The organism is Streptomyces sp. NPDC091287 (assembly GCF_044768525.1).
Classification (GTDB): Bacteria; Actinomycetota; Actinomycetes; order Streptomycetales; family Streptomycetaceae; genus Streptomyces.
The window spans coordinates 189,853-207,680 of the sequence record NZ_JBIVUV010000005.1 but is presented as its reverse complement, the minus strand read 5'-3'; the positions used below and the strand labels follow the sequence as shown (position 1 = coordinate 207,680).

Annotated in this window: 14 protein-coding genes and 1 tRNA gene; 8 read left to right on the top strand and 7 right to left on the bottom strand. The window is 74.2% G+C overall.

Features of this window, described 5'->3' with window-relative positions:
• Positions 1-113: 113 nt before the first annotated feature.
• Both ACIQRW_RS09870 and ACIQRW_RS09865 read left to right on the top strand, forming a co-directional pair.
• Positions 114-1,871 (top strand): hypothetical protein, encoded by a 1,758-nt coding sequence (locus ACIQRW_RS09870; protein WP_403756930.1) that lies wholly within the window; start codon positions 114-116, stop codon positions 1,869-1,871.
• Positions 1,872-1,959: 88 nt separating this feature from the next.
• Positions 1,960-3,153 carry a flavin-containing monooxygenase gene (locus tag ACIQRW_RS09865; protein WP_403756928.1) on the top strand — a complete coding sequence of 398 codons (1,194 nt, stop codon included), beginning with the start codon at positions 1,960-1,962 and terminating at the stop codon, positions 3,151-3,153.
• Positions 3,154-3,215: 62 nt separating this feature from the next.
• On the opposite strand, the gene ACIQRW_RS09860 is transcribed toward ACIQRW_RS09865, so the two are convergent.
• A complete protein-coding gene (locus ACIQRW_RS09860) occupies positions 3,216-4,826 on the bottom strand; it encodes an MFS transporter (protein WP_403756925.1) in 1,611 nt (536 codons plus the stop codon).
• A gap of 124 nt (positions 4,827-4,950) precedes the next feature.
• Between ACIQRW_RS09860 and ACIQRW_RS09855 the strand changes: the two genes are divergently transcribed.
• Positions 4,951-7,857, top strand: coding sequence for a BTAD domain-containing putative transcriptional regulator (locus ACIQRW_RS09855; RefSeq protein WP_403756922.1), 2,907 nt, complete (start codon positions 4,951-4,953; stop codon positions 7,855-7,857).
• 120 nt (positions 7,858-7,977) lie between these two features.
• Positions 7,978-8,451: a carboxymuconolactone decarboxylase family protein gene (locus ACIQRW_RS09850; RefSeq protein ID WP_403756920.1), complete on the top strand. Its 474-nt coding sequence runs from the start codon at positions 7,978-7,980 to the stop codon at positions 8,449-8,451.
• Positions 8,452-8,496: 45 nt separating this feature from the next.
• Here ACIQRW_RS09850 and ACIQRW_RS09845 read toward each other — a convergent pair whose 3' ends face one another.
• The gene (locus tag ACIQRW_RS09845) at positions 8,497-9,348 is read right to left on the bottom strand and encodes an NAD(P)H-binding protein (RefSeq protein WP_403756918.1); all 852 of its coding nucleotides are present in this window, start codon (positions 9,346-9,348) and stop codon (positions 8,497-8,499) included.
• 101 nt (positions 9,349-9,449) lie between these two features.
• On the opposite strand from ACIQRW_RS09845, the gene ACIQRW_RS09840 reads away from it, so the two are divergent.
• Positions 9,450-10,421: an AraC family transcriptional regulator gene (locus ACIQRW_RS09840; RefSeq protein WP_403756915.1), complete on the top strand. Its 972-nt coding sequence runs from the start codon at positions 9,450-9,452 to the stop codon at positions 10,419-10,421.
• A gap of 150 nt (positions 10,422-10,571) precedes the next feature.
• On the opposite strand, the gene ACIQRW_RS09835 is transcribed toward ACIQRW_RS09840, so the two are convergent.
• The 3 genes from ACIQRW_RS09835 to ACIQRW_RS09825 all read right to left on the bottom strand — a co-directional run bounded on the left by ACIQRW_RS09835 (position 10,572) and on the right by ACIQRW_RS09825 (position 12,232).
• The gene (locus ACIQRW_RS09835) at positions 10,572-11,054 is read right to left on the bottom strand and encodes a hypothetical protein (RefSeq protein ID WP_403756913.1); all 483 of its coding nucleotides are present in this window, start codon (positions 11,052-11,054) and stop codon (positions 10,572-10,574) included.
• A 72-nt stretch (positions 11,055-11,126) separates the two neighbouring features.
• On the bottom strand, positions 11,127-12,008 hold the full coding sequence (locus tag ACIQRW_RS09830) for an NAD(P)H-binding protein (RefSeq protein ID WP_403756910.1): 882 nt from the start codon (positions 12,006-12,008) through the stop codon (positions 11,127-11,129).
• 150 nt (positions 12,009-12,158) lie between these two features.
• Positions 12,159-12,232: transfer RNA gene (locus ACIQRW_RS09825), tRNA-Met, on the bottom strand.
• Between the two features lie 203 nt (positions 12,233-12,435).
• Here ACIQRW_RS09825 and ACIQRW_RS09820 point away from each other — a divergent pair.
• Entirely contained in the window at positions 12,436-14,664 is a 2,229-nt protein-coding gene (locus ACIQRW_RS09820) for an acetate--CoA ligase family protein (protein ID WP_403756907.1), read from the top strand.
• Positions 14,655-15,545 carry an enoyl-CoA hydratase/isomerase family protein gene (locus ACIQRW_RS09815; RefSeq protein ID WP_403756905.1) on the top strand — a complete coding sequence of 297 codons (891 nt, stop codon included), beginning with the start codon at positions 14,655-14,657 and terminating at the stop codon, positions 15,543-15,545. Before ACIQRW_RS09820 ends, ACIQRW_RS09815 begins: the two co-directional genes overlap by 10 nt.
• Before the next feature lie 29 nt (positions 15,546-15,574).
• Here the strand turns inward: ACIQRW_RS09815 and ACIQRW_RS09810 are convergent, their stop codons facing one another.
• Entirely contained in the window at positions 15,575-16,510 is a 936-nt protein-coding gene (locus tag ACIQRW_RS09810) for a pyridoxamine 5'-phosphate oxidase family protein (RefSeq protein ID WP_403756902.1), read from the bottom strand.
• A 34-nt stretch (positions 16,511-16,544) separates the two neighbouring features.
• The gene (locus ACIQRW_RS09805) at positions 16,545-17,000 is read right to left on the bottom strand and encodes a VOC family protein (protein WP_403756900.1); all 456 of its coding nucleotides are present in this window, start codon (positions 16,998-17,000) and stop codon (positions 16,545-16,547) included.
• Between the two features lie 160 nt (positions 17,001-17,160).
• Between ACIQRW_RS09805 and ACIQRW_RS09800 the strand changes: the two genes are divergently transcribed.
• Positions 17,161-17,748: a CGNR zinc finger domain-containing protein gene (locus tag ACIQRW_RS09800; RefSeq protein ID WP_403756897.1), complete on the top strand. Its 588-nt coding sequence runs from the start codon at positions 17,161-17,163 to the stop codon at positions 17,746-17,748.
• Positions 17,749-17,828: the final 80 nt, after the last annotated feature.

The window sequence follows — 17,828 nt, the reverse complement described above, 5'->3', positions numbered from 1 at the left end:
ACACCGGAACACCGGAACACCGGAACACCGGGAAACCCGGAAACCTGGAATGCAAAGGAACCGGGAAGCCGGAGCCCGGGAAACCGGAAACGTCATCGCCGAAAGGGAAAACGGTGCTCTCACCCGTCGCCGCGTCCGTCTGCTCCGCACCGGACGGCGGAAAGGCACGCTGGGAAGGCTTCTTCACCGGACACCGGGTCTGGGACGGGACACGGGTCGCGGAGAGCGCCAAACGGCTTCTCGGCATGGACACAGCGGCCGTGGCGAGGGCCGCCGGCGAGGTGGTGCGGCCGTACCGGGCCCAGCCGGGCAGCACCGCCCCGTCGCTCCTGCTGCACACCACCACGCCCCTGCTCAAGGCGTTCGACGGGGACCTGGCCGCTCTGCTGAGCGGTCAGGAACCCCACGACGTGACCACGTACGTCGAAGCCCGATCGGTGTATCTGGGGACCCCCGACGACCTCACCCTGGGCCGTACCGCGCCCTGGGCCGAGGCCGCGGCGCTCCGGGGCGTCCCCGCCGTCGACATCGGCGACCTGGACCACTACTACCTGACCCATGCCCTGCTGCTGATGGCGGAGGCCCACGAGGAGCGGGCGGACACCCCCCTGCGTCACGTCATCGACTGGCTGCGCGACCGGCCCGACGCGGTGGTCCGGCTGTACGCGCTGGACGTGGAGACGCAGATCTTCCTGCTCTGGCTGCTCCGCAGGACCGGGCTGACCGAGCTGGCCACGGACGCCAACAGCCCGGCGGTCGCCACCGAGTGGAACCGGAAGAACCACATCCACCCCACGGTGGCCGCCGCCCGTGCGATGCCCGCGTCCGCGCTGGAACTGCCCCCCGAGGAACTGCTCGCCGCCGAGCAGCGGCTCGGCCGGGCCCATCAGCGGCTGGGGCTGACCGTCCCGGTCCTGCCGGGCTACACCATCGCCCGCACCGGCGTCGACCGGGACGCGTTCGTGGCCGGCGTGCTCGACGCGGCCGCCCTGCTCCGCACCCGGTACGGCCTGAGCCGGGCCGCGCTCAAGCCCGCGGACGCGGGTGACGGGGCGCGCATCGTGGGAAACCTGGACCTCGCCGACACCGGCCGGCTGGCCGCGGAGGCCCGGACCGCGCACGCGGTCGGGGACGACCACCTCCTGGAGGCCTGGGTCACCTTCCTCACCGTCTCCCTGGGCGACGAGGAGGGCGACGAGGAGGCCGCGCCGGGCTCCTCACGCACCGGAACCCCCGGGCCCGGCTCCCCGGCGGCCCGCCGCGTCCCGGTCGTGCCGTCCGGGCACATCCGCCACGGGCAGGTCGCCGAAGGGCTGACCCTCCAGATGCTGGACGGCTACTCCTGGCGGGGCAACGACTACGTCGACGAGGCCGGCTGGACCGCTCTCGGGCTGCCCCGGGACGCCTACCGGACCGTCCGCGCCGCGCTGGAGGCCGTCCGCGCGGCTTTCCAGGGCCCGGAGAGCGTCGCGGACGGCAGCCACGGGGGACTGGTCACCGGCGGCATCGACTTCGCCGTGGGCTGGCTCGGCGGCGCGTTCGGCGACCGTCTCCTCGTCGGGGCGATCGACTTCAACCTCTCCGCGCACGGCGCCGAGAGCCTGCGCACCTTCCGGGACCGCGCCCGGGAACAGGGGATCGACGAGCCGTACGCGGCCACCCGCGTCTTCCTGCCGCCGGCGGACCGGACGCTCCATCAGATGGCCGCGACGGCCCGGTCCAAGGCGGTGCCCGGCACCCTGCTGGAGGCGGTGGCCTGCGTACCGCGACGGTGGGCCATGGTCGCCGCGACCGGCGCCGAACCGGCCGTCGCCGCCGCCCGGGCCGAGGCGCTGGCAGCGGCTCTGACCGCCCCCGGCCCCCGCCCGTGATCAACCGACCCCCGCCCGTGATCAATTCGCAATCGATTTCGCTCTTGACCGAGACCCATCAACAGAGCGGACGATTACGCTCCGAACCATGCCCAACAGCCCGTCCCCCACAGGCAGTGACGCCGCCGCCCTCACCGACCGTACGGACGACCGCCCCGTCTACGTGATCGGCGGCGGCCCCGGAGGCCTCGCCGCCGCCGCCGCGCTGCGCGCCCGGGGCGTACGGACCGTGGTCCTGGAGAAGTCGGACCGCGTCGGCGCCTCCTGGCGCGGCCACTACGACCGGCTGCACCTGCACACCACGCGCCGCTGGTCGGCGCTGCCGGGGCTGCGCATGCCTCGCAGGTTCGGGCGCTGGGTGGGCCGGGACGACGTGGTGCGGTACCTGGAGAAGTACACCGAGCACCACGAGCTGGAAGTGGTCACCGGCGTCGAGGTGACAAGGATCGACCAGGCCCCCGACGGCTCCGGCCACTGGCAGCTCACAGCGACGGGCGGGCGGGTCCTGCGGGGCCGCGCGGTCGTCGTCGCCACCGGCTTCAACCACACCCCGCGCATCCCCGACTGGCCGGGCCGCGACACGTTCACGGGCGAACTGCTGCACGCGGCGGCGTACCGCGCCCCGGCCCCGTACGCCGACCGGGACGTCCTGGTCGTCGGCATCGGCAACACGGGCGCGGAGATCGCCGCGGACCTCGCGGAGGGCGGAGCTTCCCGGGTGCGCATCGCGGTCCGGACGGTCCCGCACATCGTCCGCCGCTCCACCGCGGGCTGGCCGGCCCAGGCCACCGGCATCCTGGTCCGCCGCCTCCCGGTGCGGCTCGTCGACCGCGCGGGGGCCGTGATGTGCCGGATAGCCGTGCCCGACCTGGCCGCCCAAGGCCTCCCCCGCCCCAACACCGGCCTGTACTCCCGGGTCCGCCAGGGCGCGATCCCGGTCCAGGACGTGGGGTTGATCGACGCGGTCAGGACCGGCGCGGTCACCCCGGTGGCGACGGTCGCCTCCTTCGACAAGGACACGGTGGTCCTGGCCGACGGCACCCGCCTCACCCCGGACGCCGTCATCGCCGCCACCGGCTACGACCGCGCGCTGGAGCCGCTGCTCGGCCACCTGGACGTCCTGGACGGGCGGGGCCGCCCGGTCGCCCACGGCGGACGCTCACCGAAGGGCGCCCCGGGGCTCTACTTCACCGGCTTCACCAACCCGATCAGCGGGATGCTCCGCGAAATGGCCCTGGACGCCGAGAAGATCGCGAAGAGGGTGGCCCGGGCGTCGCGCTGAGAGCCCCGCGCACCTGTGCCGCGGGGCGCGTGCCGTGGACCGGAGGGCGGGCACAGCCCCGGTCATGCTTCCGACAGGGCCGTTTCCGCCGGGTCTTCCCCGTCGGTCGTCGGGTCTTCCCCGTCGGTCGTCGGGTCTTCCCCGTCGGTCTCCGGCACGTCGCCGCCGCCGATGACGCCGACGCGCCGCAGCACGACGGCGGACACGAACGAGAGCAGCAGGGTGCACACCGCGGCGACGACCATCGCGGTGTTCATCCCGCTGGTGGCCGCTTCCTTGGCGTGGTCGAGCCAGCCGGCGGGCATCCGCTGTGCCGAGGAGACCGCGCCGGCGAGGCTGTCGCCCGCGACGTCGGCCACCTCGGACGGGACACCGGCGGGCATCGCGTCGTCGATCCGGTCGCGGTAGACCGCGGTGGCCAGGCTGCCCAGGACCGCCACACCCAGCGCGAGGCCCAGCTCCTGCACGGTCTCCGACATCGCCGAGGCCGAGCCCGCCTTCTCCGCCGGTGCGGCGCCGACCACCAGGTCCGTGCCCAGGGCCGCGATCGCCCCGAGCCCGAGGTAGACGAGGCCGAAACCGATCACCATGGGGGCGATGCCGTCCGAGGCGTCCACCAGGGCGAGCAGCACGTAACCGACCGTGGACAGCGCCAGGGTGGCCGCCACCACGATCCCCGGCGGCACCCGGCGGGCCACCAGGGGTGACCCGATCGCCGCCAGGAACATCAGCAGGGCCGGCGGCCCCATCCACAGGCCCGCCTCGACGGGAGGCAGCCCCTCGACGAACTGGAGCTGCTGGGTGATCAGCAGCATCGAGCCGCCGACGCCGACGAGGCCCACGAGCAGCACGCTCAGCGCGGCGCTGAAGGTCCGGTCGGCGAACAGGCGCACGTCCAGCAGCGGGTTCGCCGACCCGGCCTGGCGCCGGACGAACAGCACCGCGAAGACGACTCCGGTCAGCGCGGCGGCGATCGTGGATCCGTCGGGGCCGTCCTCGGCGAACCGCTTCACCGCGTAGACCACCGGCAGGATCGCGGTCAGCGAGAGCGCGACGCCGAGCAGGTCGAACGGGCCGCTCCGCGGCGCCCGGTACTCGGGGATCAGAACCGGAGCGGCCACCAGCAGCACGATCGCGACCGGAACCGCGAGGAGGAACACCGAACCCCACCAGAAGTGATCCAGCAGCACTCCGCCGACCACCGGCCCGAGCGCCATACCGAGCGCGAAGCTCGTCGCCCAGACCCCGATGGCCAGGGAGCGCTGCCGCTGATCGGCGAACATGTTGCTGATCAGGGCCAGCGTGGACGGCATCAGTGTGGCCCCGGCGATCCCCAGGGCCGCACGCGCGACGATGAGCAGCTCGGCGCTGGTGGCCCAGGCCGCCAGCACCGAGACGGCACCGAAGGCCGCGGCTCCGATCATCAGCAGCTTGCGACGGCCGATCCGGTCCCCCAGCGTGCCCATGGTGAGCAGGAAGCCGGCGATCAGGAAGCCGTAGGCGTCCATGATCCACAGCTCCTGGGTACCGGACGGCCGCAGATCCTCCGCCAGCGACGGGAGGGCCAGGTACAGCACGGTGACGTCGAGGCCCAGCAGCACGGTGGGCAGCGCGAGGACGGCCAGTCCTCCCCACTCCCGGGCACCCGCTCCGCGTACGGACGTTGTCCTCATGGCACTCCCCTGCGTTTCGCGTCTCGGCAACGTGCACGCGCCACAGTGCCGACCCCCACGCACGGTTTCCTGACGGTCGTCCGGCGCCGGGCCCGGCCATGCGGACCGGCGTTAGACTCCGGCCATGCGTTACGGGGTGCTCGGCCCACTGGCCGTCTGGGACGCCGAGGGGCGGCCGGTCAGGGTTCCCGAAGCGAAGGTCCGCGCCCTGCTGGCGAATCTGCTCGTCCACGGCGGCGGGCCGGTGCCGGCGGACCGCCTGATCGAGGACCTGTGGCCGAGCTGCCCGCCGGGCGGCTCGGCGAACACGCTCCAGACCAAGGTCTCCCAGCTGCGCCGGGTACTGGGCCGGGAACGGGTGGTCCGCGAGCCCGCCGGTTACCGGCTGCTGCTCGCGGACGACGTACGTGACGTGCGTGACGTGCGTGACGTGCGTGACGTGAACGACGTGCGTGACGTGCGTGACGTGGTTGGCACGGTCGACGCCCTGGAGTTCCAGGAGCTGGCCGAGCGCGCCCGCGCCCACCGGGAACCGGCGGTCCAGGCCGACCTGTTCGCCGAAGCGCTCGCGTTGTGGCGGGGCCCGGCCTACGCCGATGTGGCCGAGTCCCTGTTCGCCCGCGGCGAGATCACCCGGCTGGAGGAGCTGCGCCTCAACGTCGTCGAGGACCACGCCGAGGCGCGCCTCGCCCGGGGCGAACACACCGCGCTGGCGGCGGAGCTGGGGACACTCGTGGGGCGCCACCCGCTGCGCGAGCGGCTGCGCATGACCCATATGCGCGCCCTGTACCGGGCCGGGCGACAGGGCGACGCCCTGCGGAGCTTCCAGGACCTGCGGCGGCAACTCGCCGAGGAGCTCGGGGCGTCACCCGGTCCGGAAGCCGCCGCACTGCACGAGGCGATCCTGCGCCAGGAGACGCAACTGGCCACACCCGCCGTCGGATCGCTGTCGTGCCGCACCAACCTGCCCACCCCGCTCACTCCGCTGATCGGCCGGCGCGAGGCGGCCGATCGGGTCCTGGCCCGACTGGCCCCCGGCGGGAACACCCGTCTCGTCACCCTCACCGGCCTCGGCGGAGTGGGCAAGACACGGCTGGCGGTCGCCGCGGCACGCGACGCGTTCGGCCGGTTCGCCGACGGGGTGTGGCTGGTCGAACTGGCGGGGCTGGGCGCCACGTCGGCCCCGGACGACATCGCCGAACGGGTCATCACGACACTCGGGTTGTGCGACACCGCGGCGACGGAGCCGGATCTGGACGACCTGGTGGGCTGGCTCTGCCGGGCCGTGGCCGACAGGCGGTTGCTGATCCTGCTGGACAACTGCGAGCACCTCGTCGAGCCGGTCGCCGTGCTCGCGGGCGCCGTGCTGTCGGCCGTTCCCGCGGCACACCTCCTGCTCACCAGCCAGGAACCCCTCGACATCCCCGGCGAGGTGGTCCATCCGGTGCCGCCGCTGACGCTGCCGGACCACACCGATCCGCGGGCGATCGCCAAGGCCGGCGCCGTCGAACTGTTCGTGCAACGAGCAGCGGCGGCGGCGCCCGGCTTCGTCCTCGACGCGGACAACGCGGAGGCCGTCGCCACCATCTGCCGTCGCCTCGACGGTATTCCGCTCGCCCTGGAACTCGTGGCGTCCCGGCTGCGGACGCTGAGCCCGCACGAGCTCGCCGCCCGCCTGGACGACCGGTTCGCCCGGCCCGACGTCCGGGTGCGCGGACTTCCGGACCGCCAGCGGACGCTGCGGGGCATGCTCGACTGGAGCTGGCAGCTGCTCACCGAGGACGAGCGCACCGTGCTGCGACGCCTGGTCGTGCACGCCGACGGCTGCGTCATGGCGTCCGCCCAGGCGGTCTGCGCCGACGCCGGGCTGGGCGCCGGGCGGATCCCCGACCTGTTGTCCCGGCTGGTGGACCGCTCGCTGGTGGTCCGTGAGGGAGACCGGTTCCGGCTGCTGGAGTCCGTGGCCGCCTACGGCGCCGAACGGCTGGTGGAGGCCGGCGAGGAGACCGCCGTACGCGCCCGGTTCGTACGCCACTGCGCCGAGCTGGCCGAGCGGGAGAGCGAGCGGCTGCGCGGCCCGGACCAGCGGTGCGGCCTGGAGCGCCTCGACGCGGAGACCGTCAACCTGCGCCGCGCCCTGGATCTCGCGGTCGCCCAGGACACCGCCGGATACGCGGTACGGCTGGTGAACGCGCAGGCGTGGTACTGGTTCCTGCGCGGCCGGCTCACCGAGGCCCGCAGGTCGTTCCGGACGGCGCTGGCCGCCGGGGGCGAGTCCGCCCCGGCCGCGCGCGTGGCGGCACGGGCCTGGCTGGCCGGTATCGAGCTGCGCACATCGGAGCCCGGTGCGGCAGCGGCCCCGGGGGGCGGGGACCCCACCGCCGGCGTCGAGGATCCCGTGCTGAGAGCCCGGCTGCAGTGGTTCGTCGGCACCGGGCTGACCGGCGCCGGCCACCACCGCGAGGGGTGCCGGCTGGTGGCGGCGGGTCTGGCCGGGGCGCGCGCCGCCCGGGACCGCTGGGGCGAGGCCGCGGCACTGGTCGAGCTCGCGAGCCACACCCCGGGCGAGGACGCGTCCGCGGAGCTGGGCGCCGCGCTGTTCGTGGAGGCCGGCGACCGCTGGGGCCGGCTGCGGGCCACCCAGGCCCTGGCGCTCGCGGCCGAACGCGGGGGTGAGCGCGTACGGGCGGAACGGCTGCACCGGGAAGGTCTCCTGATGGCCGAGGAACTCGGTCTGTGGACGGAGGTCGTCGAGGCGCTGATCCGGCTCGGCAGGAGCGCGCTGGCGGGCGGCCTCGCCGAGCGGGCGACGGAGCTGTACGAGCGCGCGCTGTCCGTGTCGGCCGAACGCGCCCACAGCGCGGGCGAGATCCGTGCCGAGGTCGGGCTGGGACACGCGGCACGGCTCCGCGGCGACCTGGACGCCGCCGGGCACCACCTGAACCGGGCACGGGCCAAGAGCCACGCTTCGGGCCACGCCGACCGCGCCGAGGCCGCCCTCGCGGAACTGAATCCCCCGCCCCGGGCATGAGCGGCCTCCCCCACCGCTCCTCCGGGTGACGCCCGTCACTCCCCTCCCCCGGATGTCACATCCTCGGGGCCTGTTCCGTCCTGTGTGTGTAGCCACGGACGACAGCAGAGGGAGCACACCATGAACGCCCGACTCAACGCCTTCGCCAGCCCGGTCACCGGCAAGCTCGTGAAGCACCTGGTCTCGGCGGGCAAGGTCGTCGAGGGCACGACGCTGCCCGCGGCGACGCAGGAGCTGGTGAAGATCCGCGCGAGCCAGATCAACGGCTGCGGCGGCTGCCTGGACATGCACACCAAGGAGGCCGCCGCGGCCGGGGAGACCTCGCTGCGCCTGAACCTGATCGCCGCGTGGCGGGAGGCGACCGTCTTCACCGACGCCGAGCGCGCCGCGCTGGAGCTGACGGAGCAGGGCACCCGCATCGCGGACGCGGCGGGCGGGGTCCCGGACGACGTCTGGGCGAACGCCGCCAAGCACTACGACGAGGAGCAGCTCCTCGCCCTGGTCTCCCTGATCGCGCTGATCAACACCTTCAACCGGCTGAACGTCATCCTCCAGCAGCCGGCCGGCGGCTACCAGGTGGGCCAGTTCGCGTAACCGGGCGACCCGGGTCGGACCGGGGCGGACCATGTCGGCCCCGGCCTACGCCCACACCCCCGTGGCCGCGATGCGCCGCGCCCACGGTTCCAGGTCCGCCGCCTCCCGGCCGAGCACCTGGCGGACGCCGTCGGTCACCTCGGCCGAGTGGCCCGCCCGGTGCAGGGCGAACATCGCGCCCAGGGAGTCGGCGGCGGCCTCCGGCCATCCCTGGGCGAGGAGTTCCGCACGGTACGCCCCGGGGCTCAGCTCCTCGTAGCGGACGGGGCGGCCGGTCGCGCGGGCGATGGTCTCCGCGGCCCCGGCGAAGGTGAGGGCGCGGGGGCCGGTCAGTGTGTACGTGCGGCCCGCGTGGCCGTCCTCGGTGAGGACGGCCACCGCGACCGCCGCCACGTCGTCGGCGTCGACGAAGGGTTCGGGGACGTCCCCGATCGGCAGGCCGAGGCGGCCCTCGCGGAGCGGGGCCCGCCACAGGTCCTCGTCGAAGTTCTGGAAGAAGTTGTTGGGGCGCAGCAGGGTCCACTCGGCCCCGGACTCCCGGGCCGCGTCCTCCGCCGCCGCCATGCCCCGGCCGAAGCCCTCTTTCGCGTGCTCGATGCCGTGGCCGGACAGGACCACGAAGCGGCGGACCCCGGAGGCCTCGGCGCGGGTCACGAACTCACTTACGGGGGAGGGGTCGTCGGGGGCGACCAGATAGAGCGCCTCGGCCCCGGCGAGGGCGGGCTCCCAGGTGTCGGGGAGGGTCCAGTCGAACCGGACCTCGCCGGAGCGGGAGGCGGGGCGGACCGTGGTGGTTCCGGTGGTGCGCAGCCGGTCCACGACCCGGCGGCCGGTCTTGCCGGTGCCGCCGAGGACGAGGATCCCGGACGGACCGAGGTGCGTGCTCTTCGTCGTCATGGGCCCAGTCCATCGCGGCGGACCCGCCGGACCCATGGGCGTCCGTCCGCCGTGCATAGGTGAGCGTCCGGAGCACGGCCCGCTCTGCCTACAGTTGCGTCATGGACGTGTTCGACGAGCTGTTGCGGGGCGTGCGGGGCAGTGGCGCGGTGTTCGGCCGATCGGTGCTGCTCGCGCCGTGGTCGGTGCGGTTCACCGACGGGGCGTATCTGACCCTGTGCCTGCCGATGCGGGGCGGGGGTTGGATCGTGCCGGAGGGCGGCGAACCGCTGCGGGTGGAGGTCGGCGAGGCGGCGATCGTCCGCGGTCCGGCCCCGTTCGTCTTCACCGACGACCCGGCGGACGGTACGGGGCCGGGCCGGTCCGGTGGCGTACGCGAGGTGGGCAGGGGCGTGGCCCGCGACACCGCTCCCGCACCGGAGGCCGGACCCGGGTCCGGATCCGAACCCGGCTTCCCCACCGTGCTGTTGGCCGCCACCTACGACGTGCGGGCGCAGGTGCCCCAGCGGCTCCTCCAGGCGCTCCCGCCGGCCCTCGTGGTCCCCGACGAGCAGGACTGCGGGCCGATGCGCGACTACCTGGAGGGGCAGATCGGCGGCGGGCGGCCGGGCGAGCAGATCGTGCTCGACCGGCTGCTGGACTGGTTGCTGGTGTGCACGCTGCGCGACTGGTTCGACCGGCCGGAGGCAGATCCGCCGGGGTGGTACGGGGCGCTCGGTGACCAGGTGGCGGGGCCGGCCCTGCGGGCGATGCACGCGGACCCGGCGCATCCCTGGACGACGGCGGAGCTGGCGGTCCGGGCGGGGGTCTCCCGGACGACCCTGGCGAAGCGGTTCACCGAGCTGGTCGGGGAGGGCCCGGTGGCCTATCTGACCGCATGGCGGATGACGCTCGCGGCCGACCTGCTGACCCGCCCGGAGCTGACGGTGGCGGCCGTGGCCCGGCGGGTCGGCTACGCGGACGCGTTCGGCTTCAGCGCGGCGTTCAAGCGGCTGCGCGGCGAGAGCCCGACCGCGTTCCGGCGCGCGGCCGCGGCCGCCGACCCGGTGGAGACGGCCGCCCCGGCGGGGTGAGGGGGCGGCGAGCCGGCCGCCCCTGCGGCTTGAGGGGAGGCGGGCCGGCCGCTACGACGGGGCGCGTGAGCCGCGAGCCGGCCGCTACGACGGGGCGCGTGAGCCGCGAGCCAGCCGCTACGACGGGGCGCGTGGGCGGGCCGGCTGCCGTTACGTTGCGCTGCTCCGGCTCCTCCGCCGTTCGCGTCGGCGCTCCCTCCTCCGCACCCGCGCCCGCTCCCGCCGCTCTTCGCGCGCGCGGCGCTCGCGCTCCAGGCGCCTGACCTCACGGGCCGCTTCGGTGTTGTACCGGGCCAGCCACGGAACGAGGACGCCGATCAGCACGAGGAGGATCGCCACGACCCAGTGGCCGGCGGAAGTGCCCATGCCCAGGGCGACCCCCGCCCCCGCGACCGCGCCGGCCGGGTAGCCCAGGGTGCGGCGCCAGTCCTTTCGGTAGAACCCCGCCTTGACCATGATTCCCAGCGGCCAGGGCGCGGCCATGAACGCGGCGAAGTACGTACCGCCCCCGTCCGGGACACGGCAGCCCCTGGCGTCCCAGTCGCACCCCACGTCCACCAGCCCGGCCAGTCCCCAGCCGAACCACAGCACCAGCCCCGCCGTCAGAACGGCTCCCACCCACCCAGCACGCATGTGCGAAGGGTACGACTCGCCGGTCACCGGCACGCCCGCGTCGGGAGATCGGCCCCCCGGATGCCGAGGGGCTCAGCCCCAGACACCCCGCGCCGCCGCGTCCCGGACGAAGACGGCGAAGTCGCGCGGCTCCCGGCCGAGCGCCCGGCGCACCCCGTCCAGGACGGGCGCCTCCCGGCTCGTGGTGATCGGCTTCAGCGCGTCCGTCCAGAGGCCGGCCTCCTCGTCCGTGAAGCCCTGGGCGACCAGCCCGGCACGGAAGGCGGCCGTGTCGACGGGGACGTACGCGGCGCGCTTCCCGGTCTCCTTCGCGATCTCGTCCAGGACGTCGTCGATGCCGAGCGCGCGGGGGCCCGAGAGCCCGTACTCCTGGCCCGCGTGACCGTCCTCGGTGAGCGCCGCGACGGCCACCGCCGCGATGTCGTCGGCGTCGACGAACGCGGCCCTCCCGTCCCCGGTGGGCAGCGCCAGTTCGCCATCGCGTACGCCGTCGAGGAAGACGCCCTCGCTGAAGTTCTGGGCGAACCAGCCGGGCCGCAGGATCGTCCAGGTCGCCCCGGAGGCGCGTACGGCCCGCTCCCCCTCGCCGTGCGGGCCGCCGTCCTCGTAACCGGGGCCGAAGTAGCCGGGCTCGTCCGTGCCCCGGGCCGAGAGCAGCACCAGCCGCCGCACCCCGCTCGCGACGGCCTGCTCGACGAAGGCGGGCGTCGGGGAGGGCGAGGCGTCGAGCGGGGTGATGTAGACGGCGGCGGCCCCGTCCAGGGCGGCCGCCCAGGTGGTGGGGTCCGCCCAGTCGAACGGGGTGTCGCCGGACCGCGAGGCCGCCCGGGTCTCCACCCCCAGCTCACGGAGCCGGGCCACCACCCGGCGGCCGGTCTTGCCGGTGCCGCCGGTCACGAGTACGGGTTCCCGCGTGGATGTCGTAGGTGTCTGAGTCATGTGCGTCCTGGTCATGGCACCAGCCTCACCCGGCGGGGCGGCCCCTGCCCATGACTCAGCGTCCGGAAGGAATGTTCGAGCGTCCGGCGGAGGCGAGGCGTTCCGTGGCGGAACACGGCTGAGGCCCGGATCCACAGGGATCCGGGCCTCAGCCGTGTTCTTCAGTAGCGGGGACAGGATTTGAACCTGCGACCTCTGGGTTATGAGCCCAGCGAGCTACCGAGCTGCTCCACCCCGCGTCGGTAAACACCACCCTACGCCACGGAATGCCTCTCCGTGACCACGAGAGGCTCAGCCCGCACAGCCGACCGGCGCTCCCACGAGCCTTTGCCTGCACACCCATTCCTGACGCAGCGTCAGTTCAGTAAACTGACAGTGTGTCAGCAAACCGGCCGGCCCCGCCTGTTCACCGGTGGGCCATCGAGCAGGAGTGGGCGGAACGATGCTTGGATCGACTCACGGCACCCTCACCACCGACTTCCGTGCCCGGGTGGTGGCCTGCGGCGAGGAGCCGCACGCCGCCGTCGTCAGCCTTCCCACGGCCTCGGCCCGGGGCGGCCTCGACGTCAGCGGGCGACCGCTGCACCTGCCCGTGCCCGACCTGGACCGCTTCTTCCGGCCCCGGTCCGTGGCCGTCGTCGGCGCCTCGGACGCCGAGGGCCGCCCCAACACCGGCATCACCCGGCAGCTCATCGCCTGGGCCGACCGGGTCGGGGCCCGGCTGCACCCGGTGCACCCGACCCGGCGGACCGTGTTCGGCCGGGACTGCTTCCCCTCGGTCGCCGACGTGCCCGAGCCGGTCGACCTCGCGGTCCTGCTGGTCGCCGACCCGCTCCCGGTGATCGAGGAGCTGGGCGAGGCCAAGGTGCCCTTCGCCGTCGCCTTCGCCTCCGGGTTCGCCGAGACCGGGGAGGCGGGCGCGGAGGCCCAGACCCGGCTGGCGGCGGCCGTGGAACGCTCCGGGCTGCGCCTGCTCGGGCCGAACACCAATCTGAACGCCTTCGAGAGGTTCCGGGAGGACCTGGAAGGCCCCGCCATCGCCCTGATCACCCAGTCCGGCCACCAGGGCCGCCCGCTCCACGCCCTCCAGGAGCTGGGTATCCGGCTCTCCCACTGGGCCCCCACGGGCAACGAGGCCGATCTGGAGACCGCCGACTTCCTCGCGTACTTCGCCCAGCTCCCCGAGGTCGGAGCCATCGCCTGTTACGTCGAGGGGCTCAGGGACGGCCGTTCCTTCCTGCTCGCAGCCGACCGGGCCGCCCGCGCCAAGGTCCCCGTCGTCGCCGTCAAGGTGGGCCGCACGGAGGCCGGGGCCAGGACCGCCGCCTCGCACACCGGCAAGCTGACCGGGGCGGACGACGTGGTGGACGCGGCGATGCGACAGTTCGGGGTGATCCGGGTGAACGGCCTGGACGAACTCCAGGACACCGCCGCCCTGTTGGCCCGGGCCCGGCCACCGCAGGCCGAGGGGATCGCCGTGTACTCGATCTCCGGCGGCACCGGCGCGCACTTCGCGGACCTGGCGACGGCGGCGGGGCTCTCGCTGCCCGCCCTCTCCGCCGCCAAGCAGGAAGAGCTGCACACCTGGATACCCGGCTACCTGAACGTCGCCAACCCGATCGACAACGGCGGCCACCCGGTCGGCGACTGGCGCGGCCGGAAGATCATCGACGCGATCCTCGCGGACCCGTCGGTCGGGGTGCTGATCTGCCCGATCACCGGCCCCTTCCCCCCGATGAGCGACCGGCTCGCCCAGGACCTGGCGGACGCGGCGGAGGCCACGGACAAGCTGGTCTGCGTGATCTGGGGCTCCCCCGTCGGCACCGAGGACGCCTACCGCACCACCCTGCTGGGCTCCTCCAGGCTCGCCACCTTCCGTACGTCTCGCAACTGCGTCACCGCCGTGAAGGCCTATCTGGACCACCACCGCTTCACCGACCGCTACCGCTCCCCCTTCGAGGACGCCCCGCGCACCCCGTCGCCCTCCTTCCGCAAGGCGCGGGGTCTGCTGCGGCCGGGACAGCAGCTCAGCGAGCACGCGGCGAAGCAGCTCCTGCGCGCGTACGGGATCCGGGTGCCGCGCGAGCAGTTGGTGACCAGCGCGGCGGCGGCGGTCCGGGCGGCCGGCCCGGTCGGCTACCCGGTGGTGATGAAGGCCTCCGGGCCCCGGCTCGCCCACAAGACGGAGCTGGGCCTGGTGAAGGTCGGCCTCACCTCGGCCAGTCAGGTCCGCGACGCCTACCGCGAGCTGACCGACATCGCCCGGTACGAGTCCGTGGACCTGGACGGCATCCTGGTCTGCCAGATGATCGACCGGGGCGTCGAGATGATGGTCGGGGTGACCCACGACGCGCTCTTCGGCCCGACCGTCACGGTGGGGCTCGGCGGGGTCCTGGTGGAGGTGCTGCACGACGCGGCGGTCCGGGTGCCGCCGTTCGGCGAGCAGCAGGCCCGGGACATGCTGGGCGAGCTGCGCGGCCGGGCCCTGCTGGAGGGGGTGCGCGGCGGGCCCCCCGTCGATGTGGACGCCCTCGTCGAAGTGGTGCTGCGGGTCCAGCGCATGGCCCTGGAGCTGGGCGACGACCTGACGGAGCTGGACATCAACCCGCTGGTGGTGCTGGGGCGCGGGCAGGGCGCGGTGGCCCTGGACGCGCTGGCGGTGTGCCGGTGAGCGGGGAGGCGACGGAGTCCGCTCCCCGGGACGGGGCGGAGGCCGCTCCCCAGAAGGCCGCTCCCCCGGACAGGGCGGAGGCCGCTCCCCCGGACGCGACCGTCCTGCACTTCCTCGACGGCGGTGTCTCCTGGATCACCCTCAACCGGCCCGAGGTCATGAACGCCGTCACCTGGGACCAGCGGGAGCGGATCATCGCCCTGCTGGCCGAGGCCTCCGCCGACCCCGCCGTACGGGCCGTCGTGCTCACCGCCACCGGCCGCGGCTTCTGCGCGGGCGCCGACCTGCGCGGCACCCCGGCCCCGACACGCGAACGGGTCCCCGGGGACGTCGCCCGGACGATCCGGCTCGGGGCGCAGCGGCTGATCGCCGCCGTGCTGGACTGCGAGAAGCCGGTGATCGCCGCCGTCAACGGGACGGCGGCCGGGATCGGCGCGCACCTGGCGTTCGCGTGCGATCTGGTCCTGGCGGCCGACACGGCGAAGTTCGTCGAGGTCTTCGTACGCCGGGGGCTCGTCCCGGACGGCGGCGGCGCGTATCTGCTGCCCCGGCTGGTGGGCCCGCAGCGCGCCAAGGAGCTGATGTTCTTCGGGGACGCCCTCACCGCGGCGGACGCCGAGCGGCTGGGCCTGGTCAACCGCACGGTGCCGGGCGGGGAGTTGGAGGTCCTGGCCAAGGAGTGGGCGGGCCGGCTGGCGGCCGGCCCCACCCGGGCCCTCGCTCTGACCAAGCAGTTGGTGAACGCCTCGCTGGACGGCGACCGGGCCGCGGCGTTCGCGGCGGAGGCCGCGGCCCAGGAGATCAACATGACCACGCGCGACGCCAACGAGGGCGTGGCGTCCTTCGTCGAGCGCCGCGCGCCGGAGTACCGGGGCCATTGAGAGAGGCGTCCCCGGCCGTGGGGATCAGATCAGCCGGCCACCGGCGGGTTGAAGCGGTGGAAGGCCGGTTCCGACCAGCGCAGCGGGGAGGCGGCGGCGATCTCCCGTACGGCGGTGACCTCGAACTCCACGAGCCGCTCCGCCCCCGGTACCCGCGCCACCGCGTCCCCGTCCCAGACGGTGCGGGCGGTGCCGGTCAGGTGGAGGGAGGCCCCGGTGTCCCAGTCGGGCACGAGGAGACCGGCGGCCGGGTGGAGTTCGAGGTTGCCCAGGGTCAGGAACATGCCGTTGCCCGCGTAGTCGGGCCAGCGCAGCAGCCGGGGTGTGAGCACCTGGACGAAGCCCGGGTTGCCGCCCCGGTGCGAGGCGTCGGCGTCGCCCCGGTCGGAGGCGGTGGCGACGAAGAAGGTGTCGGCGGTCCGCAGCGCCTCCTGCTGCGCGGGGCTCAGGGCGTCGCCGTCCGTGACGGTGGGCCGCTGCCCGGTCTCCTCGCCCGGCGCGATCCGGCGGTGCCGACGCTCCTGGATGTACTTGGGGCAGTTGGCGACGGCCTGGTCGAGGTCGACGCGGAGCCCGTTCCCGTCACGGACCGCCCGGCCGTTCATCCGCATCCGGCGCCGGGTCGCCGGTTCGATGGCGAGCATGCCGACGCGGGCGGGGGCGGACCCGTCCGTGCCGGCTCCGGACAGCAGACCCGCCAGCGGGTCGCCGGGCGACGGCAGGGCCCCGATGGCCAGGGTGTCCGGCGCGGGAACGCTCAGGAATCCCGGTTCACCGGTGAGCTGGGTCGCCCAGATCCGCCCCCGGTCGTCCGCGCCGCCCACCACCAGGAAGGGTTGCTGCGCGAGGAAGTCCGCCGCCACCTCGGGGATGTCGGAGCGGATGGCCCGCCCCGCGCTCGCCGCCCGCCGGGCGAGCCCGGCCCGCTCCTGCACGGCGACCTCACCCCGGTGATATCCGCTCATGGTCCTGCCCCCTGCCTTTCCGTTCCGCAGGCGCCTAGAAGAAGCCGCAGGTGGGAGCACCTGCGGTCGGTGCGTCCGCCGGGTCGGCCCCGGTCGGCGCGTAGACCTCCAGGCGGATGCCGTCGGGGTCGGTGAAGAAGATGCCGCCCGAGGTGCCGCTCTCGCCGTGCGGTACGACGCCCTCGTGGGCGAACTCCGCGCCCAGCCCGCGCAGGACCTCCTCGGTGGCCCGCACCTCCTCGACGGAGTCCACCTGGAACGAGAGGTGGTGGAGGCCGGGGAGGGCCGTCGCGAACGTGCCTTCGCTCTGCTGCCACAGGGTCACCATGAGCCGGGAGTCGCGCCCCAGGAAGATCCAGCGGCGATCGGCGTCCTTGCCCTCGGCCAGCACCTCGAAGTCGAAGACCTCGCGGTAGAAGGCGGCCGAGCGTTCCAGGTCGGTGACGTTCAGGCCGACGTGGCCGGTCGACAGGTTCTTCGCCTTGCCCATGATCGATCCCACTCCTCCACTCAGGGTCGCGAGGAGATCTCGTAACCACTGAGATCGAGTTTGAGGGTTAGATCGAACCAGGTCAACCGGTGATCTTCATTTGGCCGGTTATGATTGACGGGCCCGCCACCCCCTCCCGCGCGACAGAAGGAGTCCAGCCGTGTCCCATCCCCCCGGCGCGGACCCCCGGCCACTGACCGGCGAGCCGCTCGCCCTCGACCTGCTCAACACCCGCTGGATCGACGGGGGCGGCCCGCACGACCTGCTGGATTCCGTGGCCGGCCTGACCGTCTGGCTGAACAGCCCTCCGGTGCGCGGACAGCTCGGGCCGGCCCCCACCCCGACCGCCGGCCGCGCCACCCTGGACCGGCTGCTCCTCGCCCGGACGGCGCTCGACACACTGGCCGCCTCGGCCGCCCGTCAGGATCCGGCCACCCCCGAGAGCGCCGACCGGCTGAACGAGGTTCTCTCCCACGGGCGCGTCCACCGCACGCTGGGGCCCGACGGGGCGCCGGCGTCGGCGGTGGAGGTGGACGATCCGTCCTGGGCCCCCGCCTGGTACGCGGCGGAGAACTGGCTGCGCCTGATCGCGGACCGGCCCGACCGCATCCGCCCCTGCGCGAACCACGCCTGCGTCCTGCACTTCTACGACGTCTCCAAGAACGGGACGCGCCGCTGGTGCTCCATGGCGGGCTGCGGCAACCGCGCGAAGGCACAGCGCCACTACGCCCGGCGCTCCGGAGCCTGACGCCCGGCCCTGTCGGCCCCATCCGGCCCGAACGGCCGCACGGGTTCACATCTGACGAACCGTCAGCTCTAATGGACGGC

Coding starts and splice junctions, on each gene's coding strand:
- ACIQRW_RS09835 (WP_403756913.1), bottom strand. CDS start 11,054: ATGCGTGCTGGGTGGGTGGGAGCCGTTCTGACGGCGGGGCTGGTGCTG.
- ACIQRW_RS09810 (WP_403756902.1), bottom strand. CDS start 16,510: ATGAGCGGATATCACCGGGGTGAGGTCGCCGTGCAGGAGCGGGCCGGG.
- ACIQRW_RS09865 (WP_403756928.1), top strand. CDS start 1,960: ATGCCCAACAGCCCGTCCCCCACAGGCAGTGACGCCGCCGCCCTCACC.
- ACIQRW_RS09830 (WP_403756910.1), bottom strand. CDS start 12,008: ATGACCAGGACGCACATGACTCAGACACCTACGACATCCACGCGGGAA.
- ACIQRW_RS09840 (WP_403756915.1), top strand. CDS start 9,450: ATGGACGTGTTCGACGAGCTGTTGCGGGGCGTGCGGGGCAGTGGCGCG.
- ACIQRW_RS09860 (WP_403756925.1), bottom strand. CDS start 4,826: ATGAGGACAACGTCCGTACGCGGAGCGGGTGCCCGGGAGTGGGGAGGA.
- ACIQRW_RS09850 (WP_403756920.1), top strand. CDS start 7,978: ATGAACGCCCGACTCAACGCCTTCGCCAGCCCGGTCACCGGCAAGCTC.
- ACIQRW_RS09820 (WP_403756907.1), top strand. CDS start 12,436: ATGCTTGGATCGACTCACGGCACCCTCACCACCGACTTCCGTGCCCGG.
- ACIQRW_RS09845 (WP_403756918.1), bottom strand. CDS start 9,348: ATGACGACGAAGAGCACGCACCTCGGTCCGTCCGGGATCCTCGTCCTC.
- ACIQRW_RS09805 (WP_403756900.1), bottom strand. CDS start 17,000: ATGGGCAAGGCGAAGAACCTGTCGACCGGCCACGTCGGCCTGAACGTC.
- ACIQRW_RS09855 (WP_403756922.1), top strand. CDS start 4,951: ATGCGTTACGGGGTGCTCGGCCCACTGGCCGTCTGGGACGCCGAGGGG.